Consider the following 3,539-nt stretch of genomic DNA (forward strand, 5'->3'; position numbering starts at 1 on the left):
CGACGACTTCGCAGAAGCAAGCGCCCAAACCCCTTGACAGGCACGCATCCTATGCTATAATGATTCACGGAGGCGCAACGTCTCGCGCGACGCAACATCGCCGAGACGGCCTCCAGGTATCCGCCAGGAGCGATGGGGTTCCTGTAAACGATCAATGGGGATACCCCTACAGCACGCATCGCAGCCCCAATGCACGCACGTACTCTGTCCCTGGTCGCGCCCGAAGCGCGCTGGACTCGCCGCCCGCGCTGCAACTCGGGCTGCAAGCGAATTTTATGTCAAGGAGGTGAGGACTCGCCCACACGAATTCCGTAGGGAACCTGCGCTCTAGTTCATTCACAAAGGAGGCAACCATGCGGAAAGTTTGTGTCGTCTCAGGGGGAATCACCAAGTTCGCCAAAGCCAACCTCAACACCCAGGAGGCCATGGTCAAGGACGCCTTTGACTACGCGATGAACGACCTGGATGGCCGACTAGACCTCAAGGATATCCAGAGCACCATCTGCACCTACTTCTCCGACCACTTCAACGCGCAACTCCTCTTTGACTCGCTGACCCAGGACTATCTCGCCATGTGCCCAAGGCCCAGCATGCGCATAGAGGGCGGCGGAGCCACCGGCGGCCTGGGCATCCGTGCAGGCTACATGGACGTGGCCTCTGGCCTGTCCGACGTGTGCCTGGTCTACGGATTTGAGAAGATGTCGGAAGTGAACACCGCCAAGGGCAACGAGTTCATCGCCCTGGCATCGGACACCGACTTTGACTATCCCGTTGGCGGTTTCTACTCGGGCTACTACGCCACGATGGCGATGCGCCACATGCACGAGTTCGGCACCACGCCCGAACAACTGGCCAAGATCGCCGTCAAGAACTACGACAACGCGTTTCACAACCGCTGGGCGCAGAAGCACCAGCGCTGGACGATTGAAGAGGTGCTCAACGCGCCCATAATCTCCACGCCGCTCACGCGCCCCATGGTCTGCGTCATGAGCGACGGCGCTGCGTGCCTGATCCTCTGCACCGAGGAGTGGGCGAAGAAACTCCGCCCCAAAGGCGACTACGCCGTGATCACAGGCGTGGGATGCGGGACAGACACCATGCGCCTCGGCGACCGGCCGCGCGGGGACGTGATTCCCCTGCCGGGCGAGGATCCGAAGAAGTACGACTACCTGAAGGGGCGCTGGCCAGGCGTGCACTCGTTCCGTGGCGCGCGCGAGGCCGCCCGCCAGGCCTACAAGATGGCCGGCATCAAGGACCCGCTGCACGAGATTGACTTCGCCGAGGTCCACGATGCCTACGCCTCCAGCGAACTCCAGACCTACGAAGACCTGGGGTTCTGCCTGTACGGCGAGGGTGGCAAGTGGGTAGATGAAGGCGGCCCCTACGTGGGAGGCCAACTGCCCGTCAATCCGTCGGGCGGGCTCATTGCCTGCGGACACCCCGTCGGAGCGACGGGCATCATGCAGGGCGTGTTCACCCTCTGGCAACTGCAGGAGGCCATGGACAAGCACTGCAGCGACAGGGGCCTGGGCAGCGAGGGCTGGCGCATCCAGGTGAAGGGGGCCAAGCGCGGCCTCTGCCACAGCCACGCCGGCACCGGCACCTATATCACCGTGAACATCTTTGAGCGGCCGTAGAGGAGGAAGACCATGACACACGTATATGGCGTAAAGCCGCTTCAGGTGGGGCGGCACTACGAGATTGACTACATCCACTCCTACGGCGAGGTTAGCGATTTCTTCCTCGGCCTGAAGGAGAAGAAACTCCTGGCAACTCGGTGCCCCAAATGCGGCGCAACCTGGCTCCCGCCGCGCCGAGACTGCGGGAAGTGCGGCGCGAAAACCGAATGGTTTGAAGCCCCCCAAGAGGGCAAGGTGCACACCTTCTCGGTGCTCCATTTCTCTGCCGAAGCGTTCCTGCACGAAGTGCCGTTCGTCCTGGCCTACGTGGAACTTCCGGGGATAGACACCGTCTTTCTCACCCGCATCAAGGGCTGCAAGCCCGAAGAAGTCTATATCGGTATGCCGGTGCGGGCGCGTTTCCGCCGACTGGTAGATTGGACGCCGAACGACGTCTGGTTTGAGCCGATTTAGGCGCATGCACGGCATTTCGGCTTCCGCTCTGACGAGGAGGCGCTCGTGGACTTTGAACTGAACGAAGAACAGAAGATGTTCCAGAAGGCGGTGCGCGACTTCGCCGAGAAGGAGATCCGGCCCATCGCCCGCGAGACCGACGCCACGGAACAATTCCCGTGGGCCACCATCCGCAAGATGGCCGCCATGGGGATGATGGGCCTGCCGGTGCCCGAGGAGTACGGCGGCGCAGGCTCCGACTACGTGAGTTACGCCATCGCAGTGGAGGAGATTTCCCGCGTTTGCGGCTCCACCGGCATCACCCTGGCCGCCCACACCTCGCTGGCCTGCATGCCCTTCGTGTACTTCGGCACCGAGGAGCAAAAGAAGAAGTACCTCACACCCCTCGCCAGCGGCGAGAAACTCGGCGCCTTCGGGCTGACCGAACCCAACGCAGGTTCCGATGCCTCGGCCATCCAGACCACCGCCGTCCTCAAGGGCGACGAATGGGTCATCAACGGCCAGAAGGTGTTCATCACGTCGGGGTCCATCGCCGACGTCATCATCGTCGCCGCGCGGACGGACCCCGCCGCCGGCAGCCGCGGCATCTCCAACCTCATCGTGGAGAAGACCTCGCCCGGCTTCCGCGCAGGCCGCAACGAAGAGAAGATGGGCCTGCGGGGTTCCGTAACCTCGCAACTCTTCTTTGAGGACTGCCGCGTGCCCAAGGAGAACATCCTGGGCAAGCCCGGCGAGGGGCTGAAGCAGTTCCTCATCACGCTGGACGGCGGGCGCATCTCCATCGGCGCCATGGCGCTGGGCCTGGCCCAGGCCGCTTTTGAGAACGCTGTGGCGTACTCCAAACAGCGCGTGCAGTTCGGCCAGCCCATCGCCAACTTCCAGGCCATTCAGTGGATGATCGCCGACATGGCCACGGAGATTGACGCGGCCCGGCTCCTGGTGTACCGCGCCGCATGGCTGAAGGACAAGGGCGTGCGCTTCACCAAAGAGGCCGCCATGGCGAAACTGTACGCCTCGGAGGTGGCCGAACGCGCCGCGTTCAAGTCCCTGCAGATTCACGGCGGGTACGGGTACACCAAGGACTACGACGTGGAGCGCATTTACCGCGACCAGCGCCTGTGCACCATCGGCGAGGGAACCAGCGAGATTCAGCGCCTGGTCATCGCGCGTCAGGTGCTGGGGATTTGAGCCCTCCGGACCCAGGCCCCTGGCGACTTGAGCCGTCAGGGGCCTGGGTTGCGCGCCCGTATAGCCCGAGGGGCGCTGCACGGCCGCGCGGGGCTAAACCCCCGCGCTGAACGAACCAAGCCCCTCCGGGGCTACCCCCAGCCCGCAGGGCTTCGCCCCCTCAGCCCGATGCTTCAGCGTCCGGCGGGCCTGGGTGAACGACACACACGCGGGAATGCCGCGCGGGGCTAAACCCCCGCGCTGAACGAACCAAGCCCC

3 protein-coding genes are annotated in these 3,539 nt (G+C 63.7%); all 3 read left to right on the top strand.

The annotated features are described in order from the left end of the window. The first annotated feature begins 353 nt into the window (after positions 1-353). The 3 genes from H5T65_13970 to H5T65_13980 are packed head-to-tail and all read left to right on the top strand — an operon-like array spanning position 354 to position 3,281. On the top strand, positions 354-1,637 hold the full coding sequence (locus H5T65_13970) for a thiolase domain-containing protein (protein ID MBC7260334.1): 1,284 nt from the start codon (positions 354-356) through the stop codon (positions 1,635-1,637). Positions 1,638-1,649: 12 nt separating this feature from the next. Next, the gene (locus tag H5T65_13975) at positions 1,650-2,093 is read left to right on the top strand and encodes a Zn-ribbon domain-containing OB-fold protein (GenBank protein MBC7260335.1); all 444 of its coding nucleotides are present in this window, start codon (positions 1,650-1,652) and stop codon (positions 2,091-2,093) included. A 45-nt stretch (positions 2,094-2,138) separates the two neighbouring features. Further along, positions 2,139-3,281, top strand: coding sequence for an acyl-CoA dehydrogenase (locus H5T65_13980; GenBank protein MBC7260336.1), 1,143 nt, complete (start codon positions 2,139-2,141; stop codon positions 3,279-3,281). The last annotated feature ends 258 nt before the right edge of the window (positions 3,282-3,539 follow it).

The organism is Chloroflexota bacterium, assembly GCA_014360805.1.
In the GTDB taxonomy this organism is placed as follows: Bacteria; Chloroflexota; Anaerolineae; order DTLA01; family DTLA01; genus DTLA01.

Coding starts and splice junctions, on each gene's coding strand:
- H5T65_13970 (MBC7260334.1), top strand. CDS start 354: ATGCGGAAAGTTTGTGTCGTCTCAGGGGGAATCACCAAGTTCGCCAAA.
- H5T65_13975 (MBC7260335.1), top strand. CDS start 1,650: ATGACACACGTATATGGCGTAAAGCCGCTTCAGGTGGGGCGGCACTAC.